Annotated in this window: 18 protein-coding genes, 1 pseudogene and 1 riboswitch; of the genes and pseudogenes, 2 read left to right on the top strand and 17 right to left on the bottom strand. The window is 43.2% G+C overall.

All coding sequences use genetic code 11. The features are described from left to right. Positions 1 to 15: 15 nt before the first annotated feature. The 5 genes from glmM to FTU64_RS04970 form a co-directional block, all read right to left on the bottom strand. Positions 16 to 1,347, bottom strand: coding sequence for a phosphoglucosamine mutase (gene glmM / locus FTU64_RS04990; RefSeq protein ID WP_180054189.1), 1,332 nt, complete (start codon positions 1,345 to 1,347; stop codon positions 16 to 18). 118 nt (positions 1,348 to 1,465) lie between these two features. Further along, entirely contained in the window at positions 1,466 to 2,932 is a 1,467-nt protein-coding gene (gene guaB, locus FTU64_RS04985; protein WP_078190562.1) for an IMP dehydrogenase, read from the bottom strand. 220 nt (positions 2,933 to 3,152) lie between these two features. Then, positions 3,153 to 3,518 carry a YkgJ family cysteine cluster protein gene (locus FTU64_RS04980; protein WP_078193208.1) on the bottom strand — a complete coding sequence of 122 codons (366 nt, stop codon included), beginning with the start codon at positions 3,516 to 3,518 and terminating at the stop codon, positions 3,153 to 3,155. A gap of 99 nt (positions 3,519 to 3,617) precedes the next feature. Further along, the gene (locus FTU64_RS04975; protein ID WP_078190564.1) at positions 3,618 to 4,415 is read right to left on the bottom strand and encodes an MBL fold metallo-hydrolase; all 798 of its coding nucleotides are present in this window, start codon (positions 4,413 to 4,415) and stop codon (positions 3,618 to 3,620) included. Positions 4,416 to 4,609: 194 nt separating this feature from the next. Next, a complete protein-coding gene (locus FTU64_RS04970; protein ID WP_180041739.1) occupies positions 4,610 to 5,188 on the bottom strand; it encodes a TMEM165/GDT1 family protein in 579 nt (192 codons plus the stop codon). Positions 5,189 to 5,262: 74 nt separating this feature from the next. After that, positions 5,263 to 5,405: riboswitch (yybP-ykoY riboswitch) on the bottom strand. A gap of 58 nt (positions 5,406 to 5,463) precedes the next feature. Between FTU64_RS04970 and FTU64_RS04965 the strand changes: the two genes are divergently transcribed. Continuing rightward, positions 5,464 to 6,171, top strand: a complete 708-nt coding sequence (locus FTU64_RS04965) for a methyltransferase type 11 (protein WP_180054188.1) — start codon at positions 5,464 to 5,466, stop codon at positions 6,169 to 6,171. A 48-nt stretch (positions 6,172 to 6,219) separates the two neighbouring features. Here FTU64_RS04965 and FTU64_RS04960 read toward each other — a convergent pair whose 3' ends face one another. The 3 genes from FTU64_RS04960 to FTU64_RS04950 form a co-directional block, all read right to left on the bottom strand. Next, the gene (locus FTU64_RS04960) at positions 6,220 to 8,202 is read right to left on the bottom strand and encodes a 2-oxo acid dehydrogenase subunit E2 (RefSeq protein ID WP_180054187.1); all 1,983 of its coding nucleotides are present in this window, start codon (positions 8,200 to 8,202) and stop codon (positions 6,220 to 6,222) included. A gap of 2 nt (positions 8,203 to 8,204) precedes the next feature. Next, positions 8,205 to 10,907 (bottom strand): pyruvate dehydrogenase (acetyl-transferring), homodimeric type, encoded by a 2,703-nt coding sequence (gene aceE / locus FTU64_RS04955; protein WP_180022342.1) that lies wholly within the window; start codon positions 10,905 to 10,907, stop codon positions 8,205 to 8,207. A 281-nt stretch (positions 10,908 to 11,188) separates the two neighbouring features. Then, a complete protein-coding gene (locus tag FTU64_RS04950; protein ID WP_180059327.1) occupies positions 11,189 to 11,881 on the bottom strand; it encodes a M23 family metallopeptidase in 693 nt (230 codons plus the stop codon). Between the two features lie 106 nt (positions 11,882 to 11,987). On the opposite strand from FTU64_RS04950, the gene FTU64_RS04945 reads away from it, so the two are divergent. Continuing rightward, the gene (locus tag FTU64_RS04945) at positions 11,988 to 12,428 is read left to right on the top strand and encodes a DciA family protein (RefSeq protein ID WP_180054185.1); all 441 of its coding nucleotides are present in this window, start codon (positions 11,988 to 11,990) and stop codon (positions 12,426 to 12,428) included. A 97-nt stretch (positions 12,429 to 12,525) separates the two neighbouring features. Here FTU64_RS04945 and lpxC read toward each other — a convergent pair whose 3' ends face one another. The 9 genes and pseudogenes from lpxC to FTU64_RS04900 all read right to left on the bottom strand — a co-directional run. Then, complete coding sequence (lpxC, locus tag FTU64_RS04940) at positions 12,526 to 13,428, bottom strand: UDP-3-O-acyl-N-acetylglucosamine deacetylase (protein ID WP_180054184.1); 903 nt, start codon at positions 13,426 to 13,428, stop codon at positions 12,526 to 12,528. A 125-nt stretch (positions 13,429 to 13,553) separates the two neighbouring features. Further along, positions 13,554 to 14,744 carry a cell division protein FtsZ gene (gene ftsZ / locus FTU64_RS04935; RefSeq protein ID WP_168379400.1) on the bottom strand — a complete coding sequence of 397 codons (1,191 nt, stop codon included), beginning with the start codon at positions 14,742 to 14,744 and terminating at the stop codon, positions 13,554 to 13,556. A 159-nt stretch (positions 14,745 to 14,903) separates the two neighbouring features. Beyond that, positions 14,904 to 16,166 (bottom strand): cell division protein FtsA, encoded by a 1,263-nt coding sequence (ftsA, locus tag FTU64_RS04930; protein ID WP_078190573.1) that lies wholly within the window; start codon positions 16,164 to 16,166, stop codon positions 14,904 to 14,906. A gap of 68 nt (positions 16,167 to 16,234) precedes the next feature. Then, positions 16,235 to 17,089 carry a cell division protein FtsQ/DivIB gene (locus FTU64_RS04925; RefSeq protein WP_180054183.1) on the bottom strand — a complete coding sequence of 285 codons (855 nt, stop codon included), beginning with the start codon at positions 17,087 to 17,089 and terminating at the stop codon, positions 16,235 to 16,237. Positions 17,090 to 17,092: 3 nt separating this feature from the next. Further along, positions 17,093 to 18,022 carry a D-alanine--D-alanine ligase gene (locus FTU64_RS04920; RefSeq protein ID WP_078193219.1) on the bottom strand — a complete coding sequence of 310 codons (930 nt, stop codon included), beginning with the start codon at positions 18,020 to 18,022 and terminating at the stop codon, positions 17,093 to 17,095. A gap of 59 nt (positions 18,023 to 18,081) precedes the next feature. Continuing rightward, on the bottom strand, positions 18,082 to 19,530 hold the full coding sequence (gene murC / locus FTU64_RS04915) for a UDP-N-acetylmuramate--L-alanine ligase (RefSeq protein ID WP_078190576.1): 1,449 nt from the start codon (positions 19,528 to 19,530) through the stop codon (positions 18,082 to 18,084). A 14-nt stretch (positions 19,531 to 19,544) separates the two neighbouring features. After that, positions 19,545 to 20,642: an undecaprenyldiphospho-muramoylpentapeptide beta-N-acetylglucosaminyltransferase gene (murG, locus tag FTU64_RS04910; protein WP_168379398.1), complete on the bottom strand. Its 1,098-nt coding sequence runs from the start codon at positions 20,640 to 20,642 to the stop codon at positions 19,545 to 19,547. A 303-nt stretch (positions 20,643 to 20,945) separates the two neighbouring features. Continuing rightward, positions 20,946 to 21,890, bottom strand: coding sequence for a glutathione synthase (gene gshB, locus FTU64_RS04905; RefSeq protein ID WP_168379397.1), 945 nt, complete (start codon positions 21,888 to 21,890; stop codon positions 20,946 to 20,948). A gap of 329 nt (positions 21,891 to 22,219) precedes the next feature. Beyond that, positions 22,220 to 22,310, bottom strand: a pseudogene (locus tag FTU64_RS04900) (IS5/IS1182 family transposase); the annotation flags it as partial.

The following is a 22,310-nucleotide window of genomic DNA, read 5'->3' as shown; positions in this document are numbered from 1 at the left end:
ATTTCCCCTCTTGATTTAAGCTGCATTGGCACGAACAGCATCGGCCAAATGATTTGCCAATGCGGTGACTTCTTCAAGGTCATTACCTTCAACCATGACACGAATGACCGGCTCTGTGCCTGATTTACGAATCAAGATGCGACCACGCCCTTTAAGCTGAGCTTCAGCTTTTTCAAACTCGCTCACCAGTGCAGGTACGGCGTAGGGATCAAACATCGCAGCCAAGCGAACATTCACCAAGACATTTGGTAATAACTCAAACCCTTCCACCAATTCATGCAAAGCTTTACCTTGCTCAACCATCACCGTTAACACCTGAAGTGAAGCAATGATCGCATCACCTGTGGTGCTCTTGTCCAAAGTCAGAATATGACCTGATGGCTCACCACCTGTTACCCAACCTTTTTCTTCCAAACCTTGCAATACATAACGATCACCGACTTTGGCACGCAGTAATGGCACTTGGGCTTTATCTAGCGCAATTTCAAGCGCCATATTGCTCATAACCGTACCCACGATACCCGCAGGTTTTTGACTCGCTTGAGTGGCTAAAATATAAAGAATATGGTCACCAGTAATTTGCTGACCGTTTTTATCGACCATAATCACGCGGTCAGCATCACCATCAAAAGCGATCCCTAAATCCGCCTGATGTTCAACCACTGCTTTTTGTAAAAATTCAGGATGCGTCGAACCACAGTCTTTATTGATGTTCAAACCATCCGGTTCATTAAACAGCGCAATCACTTTTGCACCGAGTTCACGATACACCGAAGGGCCAACGCTATAGGCTGCACCATTAGCACAGTCCACTACAATTTTTAAGCCTGTCAGGTCAAAATGGTACGGGAAGGTTGATTTACAAAACTCGATATAACGACCATTGGCATCTTTTACACGCACACTTTTACCTAAGTTTGCAGGGTCTTCGATCACCAAGTCATTTTCAAGTTCTTTGTTTATGGCTTCTTGAATTTCATCCGGCAATTTTTTACCTTCGCTCGAGAAGAACTTAATGCCATTATCAAAATAAGGGTTATGCGACGCCGAGATCACGATGCCTAAGCTGGCATGTAATGCACGGGTTAAATGGGCAATTGCGGGTGTAGGTAATGGACCCAGCAAATGAACATAAACACCTGCTGCGTTTAAACCGGCTTGTAATGCTGACTCTAAAATATAGCCCGATAATCGGGTATCTTTACCTAGTACAACGATGGGCTTTGCTTTTTTACTGTATTGTTTTAATACTTTACCTGCGGCAAATCCTAGTTTTAATGCAAATTCAGGGGTAATAGGCAATTCACCGAATTTGCCACGAATGCCATCTGTACCAAAATAACTCATGTTGTACTCACTTCTTAATGGTGATCTTAATCATCACTTTTTACTGCAAATACTTTACACCAAAAACAAAAAGGCCGTCATATTAATGACGGCCTTTTCGGCTAAAAGCTACTAAATATCAACCAACACGGTAGTTTGGTGCTTCTTTAGTAATAGTCACGTCATGTACGTGAGATTCAGACATACCTGCCGCAGTAATTTTGACAAACTGTGCATTTTTACGTAAGTCATCGATCACTGCAGAACCGGTATAACCCATAGATGAACGTAAACCACCCATCATTTGATGAACGATGTTACCCATTGGGCCTTTGTACGGTACGCGACCTTCAATACCTTCTGGTACAAGTTTTTCAGCACCGGCTTTTGAGTCTTGGAAATAACGGTCAGCAGAACCTGTTGCACCTGCCATCGCACCCAATGAACCCATACCACGATACGCTTTGTAGTAACGACCTTGGAAGAATTCAACTTCGCCTGGTGCTTCTTCAGTACCCGCCATCAATGAACCTACCATGATGGTACTCGCACCTGCACCAATCGCTTTTGCCATATCACCAGAGAAACGGATACCACCGTCTGCGATCAATGGAATTTGGTCTTTCAGTGCATTGGCAACGCTGTCAATCGCAGAGATTTGCGGCATACCAATACCAGCAACGATACGTGTAGTACAGATTGAACCTGGGCCAATACCCACTTTCACTGCATCTGCGCCAGCATCTAATAATGCAAGTGCTGCATCACCAGTCGCGATGTTACCGCCAATCACTTGAACTTGTGGATAGTTGGCTTTAACCCAACGTACACGTTCAATTACACCTGCAGAGTGACCATGTGCAGTATCAACAACAATCGCATCAACACCCGCTTCTACCAATGCTTCTACACGACTTGGTGTTTCTGCACCTGTACCAACTGCAGCACCAACGCGTAAACGACCTAAGTCATCTTTGCAGCTGTTTGGATAGTTTTCAGCTTTACGGAAATCAGTAACCGTGATTAAACCTTTCAGTTCGTTGTTGTCATTTACAACAAGGACTTTTTCAATACGGTGTTTTTGAAGTAATGCTTGGATATTTTCTTTTGATTCGTTTTCACGAACAGTCACCAAACGATCATGACCTGTCATGATGTTACTAACAGGTTGCTCAAGATTGGTTTCAAAACGAGTGTCACGACCAGTAACAATACCCACCACTTGACCGTCTTTCACCACTGGTACACCGCTGATGTTATTTGCTTGAGTTAAAGCAATCAGCTCACGTACAGTCGTTTCTGGTGTAACGGTAATTGGGTCTTTCACCATACCTGCTTCAAATTTTTTCACGCGGCGAACTTCTGCAGCTTGTGCAGCAATATCCATGTTTTTATGCAGGATACCGATACCACCGTTTTGCGCCATTGCAATCGCCATACGTGATTCAGTCACAGTATCCATTGCAGCAGAAACAAGTGGAATATTCAAATTGATGCCACGTGTGAAACGTGTCTTAAGAGAGACATCTTTTGGGAGAACAGTAGAATAGGCAGGGAGTAATAAGACATCATCAAAGGTTAGGGCTTCTTGAACGATGGTCAACATAACAGTCTCGCTGGTAATTTCCGTGAGCCATTATATACAAATTTCCGTTCAATTTTCATTTTAATTGCCGCAATTCTTTACGGAGTTTTCAATATTAACCATCAAATATGCTGTTTTCAGCAAGAATACTCTGGGGGTTGGTCAGCATCCAGTGCAATACAGGCAGAATCCGAAGATTCTACCTCTTAGATTTCAATAAATTTATTCTGGAAATAAAGCCTTAACTGACTTGATCGAAATCTTCGTCATTTTCAGCGTCATGCAGTGGAATACTGATCAATGGAATCATTTGATGCGCGATGCGTGCTTTATTACATTGCTCATCGGCGATTTGAACTTCTTTACAAGATGAACTACGTGCCTCATACATGTTACAACTCACCTGTTTGCCTACTTCTCCACCCAAAGCAATACAACGTGGATTTGCCTGATTCGTACCCACCATACATGAATACACCGATGTCACAGGTTCCGTATAATGTTCAGGCATATTTAGCCCTTCTGCCCAATAAAAAGAAACGCGATAGTGAGCACAACATGCTCCACAGGTTAAACATGCATCCTGAGTCGGTATTTGAGACAACATTTTTATCTATTCTCGTCATCTAAAGGCTTATTTTATGGACGAAAAATACTAAAAAATGTTATCTGCAAACTCAATTATTTTTTCTGAATTTTCAAGTCATTATACTGGGCAAGTAAAGACTGTTTCATCCATTAAATCGACACCACACTGCAAGGTTTCGATCCAATCTAAGAATTGGTTGATCTGTTCTTTACCAATAAATGGCGTGCCGTGCTGCGGTACGATCATTTCCACATCCATCGTCCGTACCATGTTGACCCACAGACGGATCACTTTGTTCGAACACATGTAGCGCTGATGGAAGCCTTTCATTTTAGGAATATGAGCGGCAAAATTTTCTAAAGGTTTAGAGGCATCATCCACCATAGATGCGCCCATATCCCCTGAGAATAAAATTTTGGCAATCGGGTCATAAAATTGGAAGTTACCAACCGAATGTAGGAAATGTGCAGGAACAGCCACCAAATGACTATTGCCTAATGGAATCACCTGACCATGATCTGGCAGTTCGATCAGACGATCCAACCAGTTGCCTTTCATCCGGTCACTCATAAATGCAGAGTTTAAATGCGGTAAGAAACGCGCCCACAGCTTAGATGCCACCACTTTGGCGTCAGTATAAACCAACCAACGCGGCATCGAGGTAATAATGTCTGGGTCCTGATGCGAGGCCATCACATAGTCAAGATTGGTCAAACGGGTATATTTATTCAGTTCCATAGTCAGTGGGACATAGGTCAAGTCACCACCCGGATCGAGCACCGCTGCGCGCTCATTATCCAAAATCAGGAACTGGTTCGCCTGTACGCCCTCGCCTTTTACCAAGCTGGTAAAGCTAATACATTTATGCTTTCCATCATCATAAAGTACCTGTGATGTTGTGCGTTCGAAAGCCATTCCCATTCCCCAAATTTTTTATCAAAAAAAATATATTCTATAGGTTAATAACATATATTTATTTAGGGAAACTTACAATAAATATTCAGTCAATATTATCTGAAATATCAGTGAATTGGGTCTCATTTATTGGCAAAGAATCCTGAGTTTTTAACTCAGGATTTCATGTATTTTTAATATGGTGAGATCATTATTTAAAATAAATAGTGTTGTGCCAACGCAGCCAAACCAATCACCAAGAATACTAGGGCGCCAATTTTATGAATCAGTGAAATCGGTAGTTTTTCTGCTAGTTTGTTCCCAATAAATACCGCAGGCGCATTAACCAACATGATGCCTAGTGTCGTCCCCAAAGTCACCCAGCCAATACTGTCAAAGCGTGCAGCCAGTGCAACAGTGGCAATTTGGGTTTTATCTCCAATTTCAGCCAAGAAGAACAAAACGAAAGTGGCGGTGAAAACCCCATATTTTTGCCACTTATTGATACTTTCAGATTCATCATCCAATTGATCGGGGATCAACATCCACACCGCCATAGCAATAAAGCCCAGAGAAACGATCCACAATAAAACGGTTGGACTTAAAACAGTGGTAATCCATTGACCCAACACAGCAGAAACCCCGTGGTTCACCACAGTCGCGAGGAAAATTGCAATTAAGATCGGAACGGGTTTACGAAAACGTGCAGCAAGCAGTAAAGCAAGTAATTGTGTTTTATCGCCCATTTCTGACAGGGCAACAACAGCAAGGGAAATGAAGAAAGCGGTTAACATGGTGCATTTCTCTGGCTAGCAAAAACATATACCGATGACTTATCCCTCCTGCTAGCCAATGTGCAGAGTGATAAATCAAAGGTCTTGCCAACAAAAGAAAGCTACGAAGAGCTCATTTGGTTCTTTGCTATGATGACCATGCTCGTTTTAGAGCAAATATGTTGACCATCACCTTTTTACTTTGCGTAAAAAGCGGCTACTCCCCAATGAAGTAATGTTATTCTAGCGAGGAATGCATGTTTTCGCAATTTTAATTTTCGATGACTCAATTTGATATGCAAAACAATAATCAAAAATTTCAAGAATTTATTCAACACTATATGCATGTGCAGGATGTATTAATCATTGCAGGTGGTCCATCTCAGCTCAATTTCGACTTAACCACCATTCAGCCCTCAAAAAAACTGCTGATCATTTGCTGTAATCAAAGTTTTCTTCAACTTCCTCAGGCTCAAATTGCTCATCATTCAGACTATGCATGGTGGTTACAGTATCAGCCCATGCTCAAAGCCTGCTTTCAAGGTGACATCATTAGCGGATGTGGTTTAGGTCACAACCGGCCATATCCTGAACATGAAGTGATTAACTTCAAAACCGTGCGCATCGATACGCAAGCGGAGTTATTTCATTCACCGTACTTTGTTTATGGTAATAATTGCGGCCTTCAAGCCTATTCACTCGCACATCTCTTTCAACCGCATCGTATTTGGCTGATGGGCTATGACTTTCAACACCAACAAGGTCAAACACATGCTTATCAGCATCAACATGTGCAAGAACTGGAGCATTATGAAAAGTTTTGGGGCTTATTTTTAAAAGACTTCCAACGCTTTGAACATTTAAGGCACAAGCTTTGGCCGACGGCGCACCCGCATCGTACGCTTCCACTCACCTACAACCTCAACGCAAACTCGGCATTAAAGCTGTACCCTTCACCCATTGAACTTCCTGATTGGCTTTGTCAGTCCACCACCACGCCATAAAAAAACCCTGCCAAAGCAGGGTTCATTTTGAAACTTAAACAGGTCAGATTAGATCAATAAAGTTCGGATATCTTTGAGCAGCTTCGTCAGTTTATTGGCAAAACGTGCAGCGTCCGCTCCATTAATCACACGGTGATCGTATGACAATGACAGCGGCAGCATCAAACGTGGATCAAAGCTTTCACCATTCCATACTGGCTGCATGGTTGCAGGTGAAATACCCAAAATCGCCACCTGTGGCCAGTTGACCAACGGTGTAAATGCCGTGCCACCAATTGAACCCAAACTGGTAATGGTAAAATTCGCACCTTGTAGATCTTTTGGCGATAGTTTTTTGTCACGTGCTTTTTGACTCAGCTCACCCAGCTCAATTGCAATCTGCTTAATCGATTTTTGATCTGGATTACGCAGTACAGGCACGGTCAAACCATCAGGCGTGGCAACGGCAATCCCCATATGGATTTCATTGCGTAGCAATACTGACTTGCCATCATCAGACAAATGACCTGCAAATTCACGCTCTTCTTTCAACAAATAAGCCACTGCTTTGATGATGAAAGCCATAATGGTTAAGCCAATACCTTCTTTCTTAAAGTTAGCTTTTAAATCATTACGCCAAGCTTCAAGATCGGTAATATCCGCAGCATCGAATTGCGTCACTTGCGGGATAAAATTGTTTAAAGACAATTGCGGAATCGACACTTGTTGTAAACGTGTCAAAACTTTCTCTTCCACACCACCAAAAGCATCAAAGCTTGGCAATTTCGGCAAGCCTGAAACCTGTGCCACAGCTTGAGCTGCAGGTGCAACTTGCGGAGTGGTCAAACGGGTTTTCACATAAGCGAATAAATCTTCTTTCATTAAACGCTCATGCGGGCCCGATGCTTTGACTTCTGCTAAAACCACACCCAATTCACGTGCAAGCTTACGAACGGCAGGTCCTGCATACACTTTAGCATTCGCCGCATTTTGCTCTTTGGTGAGCTTATCTGCGCCTTGTGGTTGCGGTGCTGCTTCAACTTTGCTTTCAGCTTTTGGAGCAACTGTCGCAGGCTGTGCTACAGTTGGAGTAGGTTTCGCTGCTGGCGCGGGTGCTGCAACAGCTTGACCTTCAGCTTCAATCGTCACTAAAGCGACGCCTTCAGAGACACTTTGCCCTAACTGGACATGAATCGCGGTGATTTTACCAGCGGTAGAGCTTGGCACTTCTACCGTTGCTTTGTCTGATTCCACCACGATGATGCTTTGGTCTTTTTCAACCACATCACCCACAGCGACTAAAATTTCAGCCACTGCTGCTTTATCAACACCTAAGTCAGGCACTGCAATATCAACAGGTCCAGACGCCGCAGCCGTAGACGGCGCTGGTGTTGCTTCTGCAACAACAGGTGCAGCAACAGGCTGTGCAGTTTCTTGCACAGCAGCCGATTCAACCGCAGCAGATGAAGCCGCCGTTTTCACCGTTAAAATCACTACACCTTCTTTCACTACATCGCCAGCACTGATTGTGATCGATTCAACACGGCCTGATACAGTACTTGGGACTTCGACTGTCGCTTTGTCTGATTCCACCACGATAATACTTTGATCGACATCAATCTCATCACCAACAGAGACCAAAATCTCACTTACCGTAGCTTTTTCTACGCCAATATCAGGAACTTGCACATCGATACTTTGCGACTGAGTAGCATTGGCTGCAACAGGTGCTGCTGCAGCTTGTTCTGCTTCCACAACCGGAGTTGGTTCTACTGCTTGGTCTTCAGTTGCATTTTGTACTGGCTCAGCGGTAGCAGTACTTTGACCTTCTGATTCCAACTCGATCAGCACAGCACCTTCAGCAACACTGTCACCCAGATTAACTGCAATGCTTTTCACCACGCCTGCCGAAGTGCTGGGCACTTCAACAGAGGCTTTGTCAGACTCTAACAACACAATGCTGTCATCAACGCTAATGGTGTCGCCGACTTTCACTAAAATCTCAGCGACCGTTGCTTTATCTACACCAATATCAGGAGTCGTAATTTGCATGATTAGTTCTCCTCTTTGTAGTCAGCCACAGCATGCAGTTCCGGCGTTTCCTGCGGAGCCCATGCCACTGGACGGTCAGTATCTAGTTCAAAGCTTGAGATGGCATCTTTAACCAAACGTGCATCAACTTCGCCTTCATCCGCGAGTTTTTTCAATGTTGCTACCACAATATGTGCGGCATCGACACCAAAGTAGCTACGTAAGTTGCCACGTGTATCTGAACGACCATAACCATCTGTACCTAATGCAACGAATGGACGATTGTCTGGAAGATAGGCACGGATTTGTTCGCTATATGCACGCATGTGGTCAGTTGCCGATACCACAATACCGTCTTTTTCACGAAGCAATTGAGAGACCCAAGCTTCTTTCGTATCTTCAGCCAATGGATGTAAGCGGTTGTATTCTTCACACGCCATACCATCACGAGCTAATTCGTTAAAGCTAGTGACGCTCCACACGTTTGAATGAATTTGATATTCATCACGAAGGATTTTCGCTGCTTTGATTACTTCGCGCAGAATCACACCTGAACCCATCAACTGAACCGTTGCTTTCTCATCTTCTTCGAAGAGATACATACCACGTTTAATGCCTTCTTCAGCACCTTCAGGAATAGCTGGATGTTCGTAGTTTTCATTCATTACTGTTAAGTAGTAGAACACACGCTCTTGGTTCACGTACATGCGTTTTAAACCATCATGTACGATTACTGCCAACTCATAACCAAAACATGGGTCATAAGAAATACAGTTTGGAATCGTATTTGCCAAGATATGTGAATGACCATCTTGGTGCTGTAAACCTTCACCATTCAGTGTTGTACGACCCGCAGTTGCACCGAGCAAGAAGCCTTGCGCCTGCGCATCACCTGCAGCCCATGCAATATCACCAATACGTTGGAAACCAAACATCGAGTAGTACATATACATCGGAATCATTGGCAAGTTATTGGTTGAATAACTGGTTCCTAACGCAGCCCAAGCACTCATCGCACCCGCTTCGTTAATCCCTTCTTGTAACATGTGACCATCTTTAGCTTCACGGTAATGCATCAACTGTTCTTGGTCTTCAGGGGTATATTTTTGACCATGCGCAGCATAGATCCCCAACTGACGGAACATACCTTCCAAACCGAAAGTACGCGCTTCATCTGGCACAATTGGTACGACACGATCTTTAATGGCTTTTTCTTTCAATAATGATGAAATCAAACGTACCATCAACATGGTCGTCGATTGCTCTTTACCGCCACTGCCTTTGAGTACCGCATCAAACACAGACAATTCAGGAATCGCCAGCTGCTCGCTTTCTTTACGACGTGCAGGTAAATAACCACCCAATGCCTCACGACGTGCTTTCATGTATTTAATTTCAGGTGAATTTTCACTTGGACGGTAGAATGGCACTTCTTCAAGCTGTTCATCGGTAAATGGCAAGTTGAAACGGTTACGCACGTATTTCAACGACTCAAGCTGCATTTTCTTGATTTGATGCGTCTTATTGACTGCTTCAATCTCTTCCGACAAACCATAACCTTTGACTGTTTTTGCCAAGATAACTGTTGGCTGACCCGTTTCCTTCATCGCTTCGGCATAAGCCGCATACACTTTGAATGGGTCATGACCACCACGGTTCAGGTTATCAATATCTTCATCGCTTAAGTTGCGCACCAACTCTTCAGCTTCAGGATACTTACCAAAGAAATGTGCACGCGTATACGCACCGCCTTTCACTTGATAGCGTTGGAAGTCACCATCGACCGCTTCTTCCATCACCGCTTTTAAGGCACCTGAATCATCTTTTGCCAGTAGCGGATCCCAATGACGACCCCATACCACTTTAATTACCCGCCAGCCTGCACCACGGAACAATGATTCAAGTTCTTGAATAATTTTACCGTTACCACGAACTGGGCCATCTAGACGCTGTAAGTTACAGTTCACGACCCAAATTAGGTTGTCGAGCTTTTCACGACCTGCAAGTGAAATGGCACCTGTACTTTCAGGTTCATCCATTTCACCATCACCGAGGTAAGCCCAAACTTTACGGTTTTCTTCTTTGATCAGGCCACGGTTCATCAAGTACTTTTGAATGTGTGCTTGATAGATCGACATGATTGGACCTAGACCCATCGATACAGTTGGGAACTGCCAATAATCTGGCATCAAGTACGGATGTGGGTATGAAGGCAAACCTTTACCGCCGACTTCACGACGGAAATTATTTAAGTGTTCTTCAGTCAAACGACCTTCTAAGAACGAACGTGCATAGATACCTGGCGCACAGTGACCTTGATAATAGATCATGTCACCGCCAAAGCTGTCGCTATTGGCACGGAAGAAGTGGTTAAAGCCCACGTCATATAAAGTTGCAGATGATGCAAAACTTGCCAAGTGACCACCTAAGTCATCACCTGTTTTATTGGCACGCAGTACCATCGCTAAGGCATTCCAGCGGATCAACGCACGAATACGGCGCTCCATATCCGAATCACCTGGCATAGGTGGCTGTTCTTCAACTGAAATGGTATTTAAGTAAGGAGTATTTAGTCGCTGAATGGGAACGTGCTTAGCAATCGCTTGTTGATAGAGTTTTTCAAGCAAAAATGCAGCGCGGTCAGTTCCCATGTGCTGTAAAACTGAATCAAATGCGTCCTGCCATTCTTGGGTTTCTTGCGCATCTGTATCGCCATAAAACGCCATACTTCACCTATCCTATGTGCTAAATATATGGCTCTATTAGTACCATATTTTGGCTAAGCTCAGTTATCGCCACAAATGAATACGAAATAGCTCTGTTATTTATTTACTAAATACTCATTGATTAACAATTACACAAATTTACATTTTTGGGTCAATTTTCGCCATTTTTCATACAGACAATATTTTTTAAAATGATAATTTTATAGTTATTAGCGATAAATAAAAAAGCCATTGTCTGTAGAGGTTCAGACAATGGCTTCGTATATAGATGTTATATGTGCTTATGGCAACATCGCTAAATACGTTGATGGGTTTTTACGTTGACCATCTTTCACTACTTCGTAATGTAAATGTGGGCCAGTACAACGACCAGTACAACCAACGTTAGCAATATGCTCACCCGCAGCAACACGGTCGCCTACACGTGCAATTAAGCGTGATGCATGTGCATAACGTGTCAGGTAACCATTACCATGGTTGATTTCAACATATTGGCCATAACCTGTGCCCCAGCCTGATTTGGTTACAATGCCTGGACCCGTTGCATAAATAGGTGTACCACTTGCCGCAGAAAGATCTAAACCTGAATGATTTTCTGCACGGCCACCCATGGTACGGCCACCATAATTTGAGCTCACGCGCTTCATGTCTGGAAGTGGGTGGGCAATTAACCATGAATATGGATTATTTGAACTTGCTGAATAGTTTTGAGAGGAATTGCTTGAACCGTATTTTTTTGCGATTGTCGCATTGTTGAGTTCAATTGATTTTTCACGAATTTGAACATTCAACTTCGTTTCCGCTGGAACATCAATATCATTGCTTTCAGAGTAAGCACCTTGAGACAAAGTGCGAGTTAACTGTTCAATACGATCTGATGAGTCTGCTTGATTTAATTCAACTAAATCTGCAAAAGCGACTGAAGCGGCCGAAGCTGCCAATGAAAACGCCAATAAAATACGTCGTAAATGCATAAAAAACCTCTATAAACTGTTCTCTTTTGTTCCTTGTGTGATTTCGTCCTTGATATCAGCCAAAAGGAGCGCATAAGATTAAGACATAAACATGTAGGAAATATGTATGTCAGAACCTGTCAACGTCTTTCAACCAACAAGAAAACACATAAAAACAGGAAACTTGTCGTTTCTCTCAACGCAAGTTGCTGCATGGCAGAAACTTACGAAAATTGTTCAACCGCTATTGCCCCAACCGGATCAATGGCAAGTTGTTTGTTATATAAATGGTGTACTTATATTAACTGGAGAAAATCAGGCACTGATTAGTCAGTTGGCCTATTTGCAAAAGCAATATATTGCACAATTATCACAAATATACGAATTCAAGGATTTACACAAGATTCAAGTTCGTCTGAGAACTCCGTCTCCAACGCCCCACTCCCCTGAAAAAATTTCAAGAACCCTCAGTACAGAAACTCAGGATTTACTCCGTAATGCTGCTGACTTTGTGAGCGACCCTAAGCTTAGCCAAGCAATGCTGCGTTTGGCAAGCAATAAAAAGTAACCACCGAGTTGTAACAGATAAATTTGAATATTCAGAATGTGACAGACTTAACACTTACAAGTGATACAATATAACATCACTATTATAAGACAATGACTTATGTCACATTCACATAACTAATTGGGCAATCTTTAATGTCATCAAATGTTACAATTTCATAGCTATCTGGATCACTTTTGACATTGCGTAATAACTGATTATTTAATGCATGACCTGACTTATAGGCATCATATTTCGCAATAATTTGATGACCAAGCAAATATAAATCACCCACAGCATCTAATATTTTGTGACGAACAAACTCATCCGAGAAGCGTAAACCCTCTTCATTGACCACACCATTTTCATCTACGCCAATGGCATTTTCGAGACTCGCCCCCAAAGCCAAATTATTGGCTTTGAGATAATCCAAATCTTTCATAAAGCCAAAAGTCCGCGCTTCACTGACTTCATAGACAAATGTTTCGGTTGAAAAGTCGATGGTTGCCGACTGAAATTCTTTCTTAAATGCAGGATGGTCAAAATCAATCGTAAAATTTAATTGGAAACCGTCATGCGGTTGAAAGGCAGCACGTTTATCATCGATCAGTGCTTCGACAGGTTTGCGTATTTTTATGAATTTTTTAGGTGCATTTTGTTCTTGTAGTTCACCTTGCATAAGCAAATAAATGAACGGGCCGGCACTCCCATCCATAATGGGCACTTCAGACGCCGACACTTCCACGATCAGGTTATCAATCCCTAAACCAGCAATCGCACTCATAATGTGCTCAATTGTGCCCACCTTGGCATTTTCTTGCACCAAGTTAGAACACATGAATGCTTCTTGAATCAGCATAGCATCGGCTGGAATATCAATCGGTGGATTTAAGTCGATACGACGAAACACAATCCCCCCATCGGCATGATGTGGCACAAAGTTAATCATCACTTTTTGCCCACTATGCAGTCCGATGCCACTCGCTTTCACGATGCGTTTCAGGGTACGTTGTTTCAACATGTGTCTTCTATCATCAGTTCACAAAACCGCTATACGTTAGCATATTTAGCCATTGATAAAAAACAAAAAGGTAGCTGATCAGCTACCTTTTGTAATCAATAGACACTTAAGTCATTGAATTTATGTTATTTACGTTGCTGATTTTTCAAGTAGTCTTGAATACTCATTGGCGTAGGGCGTGAATTCGATGCTGACGCCGCCGCAGCCGCCGGAGCAGCTGCTTCATTGTGCTGACGTTGAATCGCTGGTACATCATCTTCATCTACAGGTGCTTGTGCAGAAGCGACTGTACGCGTTGCTTGTGCGACAGGGCGTTTCACTGGCTCAGCAGAATCGGCAGAATTACGCGTTAAACCCGTTGCGATCACCGTTACACTAATTTCATCACGTGCATCTGGATCAAATACCGTACCGTAGAAAACTTGACCTTCATCAAGATCCACAATTTGGTTCACTACATCAGTGATTTCTTCAATTTCACCGAAGGTTACGTCATCGCCACCTGTTACGTTAATCAAAATGCCTTTTGCATTCATGATCGTCACGTTATCTAACAATGGGCTACGGATCGCTTGTTCAGCAGCTTGACGTGCACGGTTTTCACCACGACCAGAACCTGCACCCATCATGGCATAACCACGTGTACTCATCGCAGTTTTCAAATCGGCGAAGTCAAGGTTGATATGACCAGGACGCACCACAAGATCGAAGATACTACGCACCGCATTTAACAATACATCGTCTGCCTTTTTATAGGCATCTTTCATTGAAATATCGCGGAACACTTTTAGCAGGCGTTGGTTCGGAATAATAATCAGAGAATCAACATGTTGCTCAAGTGCTTCGATACCTTTCTCAGCAGATTGCTGACGACGTTTACCTTCAAAGTTAAACGGAGTCGTCACCACACCTACCGTTAAGATACCCATTTCTTTGGCAATTTCAGCAACAACTGGCGCAGCACCTGTACCTGTACCACCACCCATACCTGCAGTCACGAACACCATGTCCGTTCCTTCAAGGTGTTGGCGAATCAACTCACGGCTTTCTTCAGCAGCAGTTTGACCCACTTGTGGATTTGCACCTGCACCCAAACCACGGGTACTTTGCTCACCCAGTTGGATTTTAAATTGTGCATTCATGCGATCGAGTGCTTGTTTGTCTGTATTGGCACAAACAAATTTCACACCCTCGATATCTGATTCCAACATGTGTTGCACAGCGTTACCGCCAGCACCACCTACACCGAATACTGTGAAACGGGCTTGACCGTTGCTGTCGCTTTGATCATCTTCTAAAAATTCAAATGAGGCCATGCCTAAAAAATTCCTAATCCATAATTGGCAGACACTTCAGCCCGTATACTGCCTTGATCTTAATAAAAATTGTTTTTTAGAATGCTGTCCAAGTTCCAGCTTGTCAAGTACAAGCAATAATCCGTACAACTTCCCAACAATATTCCCAAATATTTCAACTTAAAAGATCGACTTCAAGGTGTCATTGAAGCCCGACCATGCCCGTTTTACCCGATTCAATACTGAAAGTTTTTCCGTATCTTCTGGCTCAACGATCGTATCTTGTGTTTCGCTTTGACTGAAAATTAACAGACCTGCGGCAGTCGCGTATTGTGAACGACGTAAAGCTGCTTGCTGTTGATCATCGGCATACACTTGCATAGGTGGATTACCTAAATGTGCAGAGACACCTAAAATCCGGCGTGCAAATGTCACCATTCCTTCAATTTGGCAGGCATCACCTGTGAGTACAACACCATGGTATAAACCATGAATTGCACCATGATCGACCAATTCATTACGCACTTGATTAAAGATTTCTTCATAGCGCGCAATAATGATTTCGGTCAGTTCAATACGGCTAATGGTTTGTGGACCATCAATCCCTTGGAACTGAATCATACTTTCAGGTTTAACCACTTTCAGGTCGACACAACCATACAACAGCTTAATGCGTTCCGCTTCTTCTGTTGTGGTTTGCAATACAGCAGCAATATCACGTGTTACATGCTCACCGCCACGTTGCAAGGTATGTGTCATCGCCAAGCGACCATCTAAATACACCGCGATATTGGTCGTACCTGCACCAATATCGACCAAGCACACACCATATTCTTTTTCATCTTTAAGCAAACTGGCTTCAGCTGTTGCTAATGATGAAATGACCATGCGTTCAACACCAATATTGGCGCCTTTTAATGCACGATCCAAATTCTGCATGGTGCTGATGGGCAACATCATCAAATGATAATGCCCTGTCATACTCCGTGCTGACATGCGAATCGGGTTTAATACCCACTCAGGTTCATCATCTAGTTCAAAACCTAAAGGTACAGCACTCACCAAATAGTGGTCAGACGTTAAATGACTGGCTTTGGCCAGTTCTAATGCACGCACCACTTCATTGGTGGTAATCGCATGGTCATTATTTTCAATTGGAGTGCGACCAGAGGCATAAAAACTTTTTAGTTCAGCACTTGGAATGGAAATCCACGCAGAATGTACACGACATTCCGCCATATCTTCCGCTTCCTGCACTGCATTTTTAATTGCGGTAACAACTTTATCGAGACTGACAATTTTCCCTTTATTCATGCCGCGGTTACGAGCGGTCGCCATCCCTACCACTTGGATATTGTCTGGCGCGTGTACCTTACCAATCAAAACTGAAACTTTGTGTGTCCCAATGTCAATCGCAACAACCGAGGGAACAGCTTCATTCATTATTTACTACTACCATTCACATGTTTGTTTAATTTATGGCTTAAAGCCTCTACTTATAAAGCCGATCATTATGGCTTTACCGGCGCTGCATTCGCAATGCCTATGTCATCACTGGTTACAACAAACTGACCATTTACCGACTTTGCTGGCACAGAGTTTTTCCATTGAATCGCTAAACCATTTCGGTAGCGCAAATCGATGGCAGAAATTCGTGGCCATACAGGTTTTAAGTCACTGTGTGCGAGATAACTTAAACGCTGCAACTTACTCATGGTCTGATCTTGATCGACAATCACGCGTAAGCCTGAATCAAACTGCATAAACCAAGTCATTCGTTCGGTTAAATATAATTCTTTTAAACGAATGCCAACAGGTATAAATAATTGATTAATTTCATTATAGCGACGCATCATCATTTTGGACTGACTCGTCGGCCCATGCAATAACGGCAAATTCTGATGATTGGTCGGGGTTAATTCGGCAAATACATCACCACTGTCGCTTAACAGTCGCCCAGTTCCCCAACGTGCAATTGCTTGACGCGGCATCACCCGTACACGAATTGCATTTGGCCAAGCACGCGATACCACCACGCGATCGACCCACGAGATTTCTAAAGTACGGTCACGAATGACACGTAAATCAGAGGTAAAATAATTTTGAGTCATCATCGGTGAAACGTATGACATGACTTGTTGTTTTTCTTGGACGCTCCGCACACCCACCACATCAAGTTCAGCCACACGTGCATCCGTCATGACTTTATATAGCCCCCAAATTCCGGCAATCAAGACCACACATGCAATAAACAACAACAGCCATCCACCCACATTGGTAAGCTTTTCCTTACGTGTCGGTGGTTTGTCATGTATCGATGTCGTTGCTGCACGTTTACGGCGCATAGACGCAGGAAGTTGAGCCATAATTTAGTGTGCCGCACCTGTTAGGGTTTGTTCCAAAATCGCGACACAAAGATCATCAAAACTATAACCTACGGCATTGGCCGCTTTTGGCACTAGAGAATGACTGGTCATACCCGGAACAGTATTTACCTCAAGTAACCAGAAGTTTCCTTCTGCATCCTGCATCGCGTCAATACGGCCCCAACCACTCGCACCTACCGCTTGGAAAGCGCGTAAAGATAAAGCTTGTAGACGCTTTTCTTCATCTTCAGTCAAGCCACATGGAATACCATATTGCACATCGTTACGGTTATATTTCGCTTCGTAATCATAAAAAGCCACATCTGCAGGCGGTTCTAAACGAATCACCGGTAATGCCTGACCATTTAAAATCACAATGGTAAATTCACGTCCGGTAATCCATTTTTCAGCCATCACGACTGCATCATGCTGGGTCGCTTTTGCAATTGCGGTTGCAAAGTCTTCAATTTTTTCAACTTTGCTCATACCAATGCTTGAACCTTCATGCACCGGCTTGATAATAAATGGCAAACCAATTGAATCTACAATTTCTTGTAAATCTGAATCTTTACTGACAATACGATAAGGTGCTGTCGGTAGTTCTGAACCTTGCCAAACTTGTTTAGTTTTGACTTTATCCATACCAATCGCTGAGCCTTGAACGCCCGTTCCAGTGTACGGAATGTTTAACCATTCCAAAGTACCCTGAATTTGACCATCTTCACCACCACGGCCATGAAGTACGATAAATGCACGGTCATAAGCCACCAACTCAGTCACACTGCGTTGCTGCGGATCGAATGCTTCGGCATTTACACCCGAACGCACCAATGCTTCAAGTACAGCTTTACCACTATCGAGAGAAACCTCACGTTCGGCAGATTTCCCACCTAATAACACGGCAACTTTGCCGAATTTTGAAGCATTTGACACGTTTATATCCTTAAACTTTTATCTACAGTCTAAACAAACTTTGGATCACCAAGCGATGATCATTTTACATAGAGATTGTTTTGAGCAAGTTCGATTGAGATTGCTCCAACATTACCTGCGCCCTGTGTTAATAACAAGTCATTTGCTTGTAACACTTTTTTCATTACTGCTTGTAAGTTACCTTCTACTGGATCGATGAGAATCGGCTCCACTTCACCACGTAGACGAATGCTTCGAGCCAATGCACGACTATCCGCACCCACAATTGGTTTTTCACCTGCAGGATAAACTTCTAATAACAACAGTTGATCAACTTGTGACAAGACATCGACGAAGTCATCAAAACAGTCACGCGTACGACTAAAACGATGTGGCTGGAACATCATCACCAAACGACGATCTGGATGACTTGCACGTGCAGCTTTAATGGTCGCTTCCACTTCTTTTGGATGGTGACCATAGTCATCGACCAATTTCACCAAGCCATCTTCAACTTCAAATTCGCCTTGGACTTGGAAACGACGACCTACGCCACTGAAGCTTTCTAAGGCACGCGCAATCGCAGCATCAGAAACGCCTTCATCCGTTGCAATACCAATCGCTGCTAAGGCATTTAAGATATTATGAAGACCCGGCAAGTTAATGGTTAAACGTAACGGCTCACGGTCTTTACGCAAAACTGTAAAGTGTGATTGCATGCCTTCTTGAGCCACATCAACGGCACGAATGTCATTGTCTTCATTGAAACCATAAGTCACGACAGGACGACCAATACGCGGCATAATTTCACGGATGTTGGCATCATCACCACACATCACAGCTAAACCGTAAAATGGAAGGCGCTGTAAGAATTGTACGAAGGTATCTTTCAATACATCGAAACTACCGCCATAGGTATCCATATGGTCAGCATCGATATTGGTGACAATCGTTGCCATCGGCTGTAAATGCAGGAATGACGCATCTGATTCGTCTGCTTCAGCCACGATATAACGGCTTGCACCCAATGCAGCATTCACACCAGTACGATTTAATAAACCACCAATGACATAAGTTGGGTCCAGATTTTCTTCTGCCAACATGCAGGTCACCAGACTGGTTGTCGTGGTTTTACCATGCGTCCCCGCAACGGCAATACCATGACGGTAACGCATTAATTCACCCAACATTTCTGCACGACGCACGACAGGTGTACGGGTTTCAATCGCCGCTTTCACTTCTGGGTTTTCAGAATCAATAGCTGTTGATACCACGATTACATTGGCGCCTTGAATATTTTCAGCAGCATGACCGATGAAAACTTGAATGCCGTTTTCTTCAAGCTGAGCCGTGGTTTTCGACGCTTTAATATCTGAACCTGAAACTTTATAGCCTTGGTTTTTCAATACTTCGGCAATACCGCACATGCCCGCACCACCAATCCCAATAAAATGGATGTGTTTAATACGGCGCATTTCTGGCACTTTAATGAGCTTTTTCGCTTGATCGGCAGGCGTTGATGGAGACATAGATTACTCGAATTTTACAAATCTTGAATTAAACCAACCACGTGCTGTGTCGCATCGGGTTGTGCCTGTTGTCGAGCCTTAACCGCCATTTCCATAAGTCGTTGGCGATTCATCAGCGGCTTCAACAACGCTGTTAAACTTTCTGCGGTCATATCCGCTTGTGGGCAAATTTTTGCAGCATTGATATTGGCCAAGAACCCTGCATTTGCAGTTTGATGGTCATCCACTGCACTTGGCAGAGGAACAAACACGGCTGCTACACCTGCTGTCGCAATTTCAGTGACGGTTAGCGCACCAGCACGGCAGATAATCAAATCCGCTGCAGAATAGGCTGCTGCCATATCTTCAATAAACGGCTGAACTTCAACTTGCATATGTTCAGGTGCATTTGCATAACGAGCCAATGTGCTTTCAGCGTTATTTTGACCACACTGGTGATATACACTGAGTGGCTGTTCTAATTGCTGCAAGGCTGCCGGCACACATTCATTTAAGGCACGTGCGCCCAGTGAGCCACCCACAATTAAAACCCGTAATGGCAACCCAGCTTTTTCACGCTCTTGGTAACGCCATGACGGATTTAAAATTTCTGTAATTTCTTTACGTACAGGATTCCCTGTGGTTACGATTTTATCTTGTGCTGGAAAGGTATTTGGAAATGCCTGACAAACAATTTTGGCCACACGTGACAACTGCGTATTGGTAAAACCTGCCACCGCATTTTGTTCATGGATAATGACTGGAATGCCCAATGCACGAGCTGCCAAGCCACCCGGCCCAGCCACATACCCCCCAAAGCCTGCAACTGCATCGACTTTGAGTTGTTTCATATAACGCATGGCACTCAATGTAGCTTTGAGAATTTTAAATGGTGCCATCAGCTTACGCACGACTCCATTGCCGCGTACACCTTGGATATCAATTTGATAAATTGGAATATTATGATTTTTAAGCAGGCGATTTTCCATACCTGTTGGCGTTGCGAGCCAAGAAACTTCACAGCCTTGTTGTTGCAACTCTTTGGCAACAGCGAGCGCTGGAAAGACGTGACCACCGGTTCCGGCAGCCATCATCATGACATGTTTCGGCTTTACTTGCGTTACTTCGGTCACTGTCTAATTCTTCAATTCTAAAAAGAGGCTAATGATATTCGATTTTAAGCAAACAATTGTAATCACAAACGCATGACCGTGAAAGGTAATTTACTTTTTTTCAACAGGCGTATGATTGTTTTTTTCTACTATTTTAAAAGTTTAAACTAGTTTTATTATTAATCTATGAGAATTGAAAAAAAATCAGACAATTTTTCACTTTAATTGCATTCACTTACAGTTTTTTTGCTTTTTAAGCTCCCCTCCCCTTAGCGCAGGCCAAAAAAAGAGCCCGTGAAGGACTCTTTTAAATCTAGTGCAAAATTAAGCTTTTAAACCTGCCTCAAGGACATCAAATAAATCATCGGCAATCGAGGTGCCAAATTGCGCATCAATTTCACGTACGCAGGTTGGACTGGTGACATTAATTTCAGTCACGTAATTACCAATCACATCCAGACCAACAAACACTAACCCTTTTTCACGAAGGAATGGCCCAACTTTGGCTGCAATGGCTTTATCATTTTCGGTCAATGGACGCGCCTCGCCCAAACCACCTGCCGCCAAGTTGCCACGCACTTCGCCATTTTGCGGAATACGCGCCAAACAATACGGTACGGGTTCGCCATTGATCATCAAGATGCGCTTGTCGCCATCCACAATTTCTGGGATGTATCGCTGCGCCATAATCGGCTGAGTGCCGTTATTGGTCAGGATTTCAATGGTTGAACCGATATTAACGCCATCTTGGTATAAACGGAAAATGCCCATGCCGCCCATGCCGTCTAATGGCTTCACAATCACATCACCATGTTCTTGTAAAAATTCACGAATCAGACTTTGCTGCGAAGTCACCAAGGTTGGTACTTGAAGTTCAGGGAATTGTGTCGCAAACAATTTTTCATTGCAGTCACGTAGGCTTTGTGGCTTGTTAATAATCCATGCACCTTCGCGTTCAGCCTGTTCCAAAATATAGGTGGTGTAGACAAAGTTCATGTCAAACGGCGGATCTTTACGCATCAAAACCACGTCATAAGCAGCAATTGGTTCTTTTTGTTTTTCGCCGAGTTCGTAATAGTGGTTGTAGTCTTCAAAAACTTTTAGCGGTGAAATCAAACCAAAGGCTTTGCCTTGATCGATATATAAATCTTGCTGTAATGCATAGCCTAGCTCATGTCCACGACGTGCTGCTGCCCATAGCATCGCCATTGAGGTATCTTTTTTTAGGTTTACATTTTCGATGGGATCCATCACAACAAGTACACGCATTATTCAGTGCTCTGTTCATTATCAATTTATGAATGAGTATAGCCGAGATTTTTCTTTTGTTTATTCTGATTTTGCATGTGTATGTATGGATTCGTGTGATGCAGGCGATAATTCGATATATTTCTATCATCGGCCTTATCTCAATAAAGGAAATAAGCCGTGAAAGCATTATGGCGTTAGGCCTGTGTAAATCGACGCCAAACAATCGATACAGATATTCATCACATCTACATCTCGCCCATCACTATTTTTGGTGAAAAAACACGTGCTTTTTATTTTTTTTAGCTATTGTGTTAGGGTGTGTTGACATTTACAGCCGATAAATTGAGCTAAAGAGGCAACCATATAAATATACAAGCTAAAGCAACAGCGCTTTGATAGTTACGTTTTAGCTTATCGTATCTTGTGGCAATTCCTCTA

The organism is Acinetobacter sp. YH12128 (genome assembly GCF_013418655.1).
In the GTDB taxonomy this organism is placed as follows: Bacteria; Pseudomonadota; Gammaproteobacteria; order Pseudomonadales; family Moraxellaceae; genus Acinetobacter; species Acinetobacter amyesii.
Note: the sequence above shows the minus strand (reverse complement) of the source record. Positions and strands in the feature narration are given on the sequence as shown.

Excerpts from the sequence above, each read along its gene's own strand:
- ftsA (WP_078190573.1), bottom strand. The coding sequence starts at position 16,166 with ATGAATGAAGCTGTTCCCTCGGTTGTTGCGATTGACATTGGGACACAC.
- lpxC (WP_180054184.1), bottom strand. The coding sequence starts at position 13,428 with ATGTTGAAACAACGTACCCTGAAACGCATCGTGAAAGCGAGTGGCATC.
- FTU64_RS04925 (WP_180054183.1), bottom strand. The coding sequence starts at position 17,089 with ATGGCTCAACTTCCTGCGTCTATGCGCCGTAAACGTGCAGCAACGACA.
- FTU64_RS04970 (WP_180041739.1), bottom strand. The coding sequence starts at position 5,188 with ATGTTAACCGCTTTCTTCATTTCCCTTGCTGTTGTTGCCCTGTCAGAA.
- aceE (WP_180022342.1), bottom strand. The coding sequence starts at position 10,907 with ATGGCGTTTTATGGCGATACAGATGCGCAAGAAACCCAAGAATGGCAG.
- FTU64_RS04965 (WP_180054188.1), top strand. The coding sequence starts at position 5,464 with ATGCAAAACAATAATCAAAAATTTCAAGAATTTATTCAACACTATATG.
- guaB (WP_078190562.1), bottom strand. The coding sequence starts at position 2,932 with ATGTTGACCATCGTTCAAGAAGCCCTAACCTTTGATGATGTCTTATTA.
- glmM (WP_180054189.1), bottom strand. The coding sequence starts at position 1,347 with ATGAGTTATTTTGGTACAGATGGCATTCGTGGCAAATTCGGTGAATTG.
- FTU64_RS04950 (WP_180059327.1), bottom strand. The coding sequence starts at position 11,881 with ATGCATTTACGACGTATTTTATTGGCGTTTTCATTGGCAGCTTCGGCC.
- murC (WP_078190576.1), bottom strand. The coding sequence starts at position 19,530 with ATGTCTCCATCAACGCCTGCCGATCAAGCGAAAAAGCTCATTAAAGTG.
- ftsZ (WP_168379400.1), bottom strand. The coding sequence starts at position 14,744 with ATGGCCTCATTTGAATTTTTAGAAGATGATCAAAGCGACAGCAACGGT.
- FTU64_RS04975 (WP_078190564.1), bottom strand. The coding sequence starts at position 4,415 with ATGGCTTTCGAACGCACAACATCACAGGTACTTTATGATGATGGAAAG.
- gshB (WP_168379397.1), bottom strand. The coding sequence starts at position 21,890 with ATGCGTGTACTTGTTGTGATGGATCCCATCGAAAATGTAAACCTAAAA.
- FTU64_RS04945 (WP_180054185.1), top strand. The coding sequence starts at position 11,988 with ATGTCAGAACCTGTCAACGTCTTTCAACCAACAAGAAAACACATAAAA.
- FTU64_RS04980 (WP_078193208.1), bottom strand. The coding sequence starts at position 3,518 with ATGTTGTCTCAAATACCGACTCAGGATGCATGTTTAACCTGTGGAGCA.
- FTU64_RS04960 (WP_180054187.1), bottom strand. The coding sequence starts at position 8,202 with ATGCAAATTACGACTCCTGATATTGGTGTAGATAAAGCAACGGTCGCT.